This window comes from Candidatus Tokpelaia sp. (assembly GCF_008636115.1).
Classification (GTDB): Bacteria; Pseudomonadota; Alphaproteobacteria; order Rhizobiales; family Rhizobiaceae; genus QLZD01.
Genome location: NZ_QLZD01000030.1, coordinates 1 through 485, shown reverse-complemented (window position 1 = coordinate 485; position 485 = coordinate 1). Strand labels below are relative to the sequence as shown.

General features: G+C 57.1%; 1 protein-coding gene. It reads left to right on the top strand.

Going from position 1 to position 485, the window contains the following annotated elements:
- Window positions 1-222, top strand: a 222-nt coding sequence (locus tag DPQ22_RS08870; protein ID WP_190323151.1) for a hypothetical protein, incomplete at its 5' end; no start/stop codon positions are given.
- Between the last annotated feature and the right edge of the window lie 263 nt (window positions 223-485).

Below are 485 nucleotides of genomic sequence, written 5' to 3'. Positions count from 1 at the left end.
GCAGAAATTGCAAAAAGTAATGCGGCGGCACTGCGCCGACAAAACGAATTGCAGGAAAAGGCTTTGATAGCCGAGCACGCATTTGAAGGCAAGCGGGCGGAACTGGAAGCGGAACTGGAAGAATTAGAGGCAAAAAATGCGACATTATCGGATAATAGCTGCGGTCTTGACGCTGCTCATATCGGGCTGCTCAACACCGCTGCCGGCACAGCCGGTCATTAAGACGGAATTTATCCGCTCTGCCGTGCCGGCATTTGCAGCCCAAGCTTGCAGCGCGCCGCAAACCTTGCCGCCGGCAGGGTTAAGCCAGAGCCGCGCCACCAGCCTATGGGCGCGCGACAGGCAGGCTTTACGCGCTTGCGAGGCAAAAAGGCAAGTGCTGGTTGAGGGCTTGAAATGAGCGAAATCATGATGGGCACGGACAAAGTAGCCCCCGGAGAAGAGGTTTATTGCCGCCATTGCGGTGAACCTATCCCGCCGGCGCG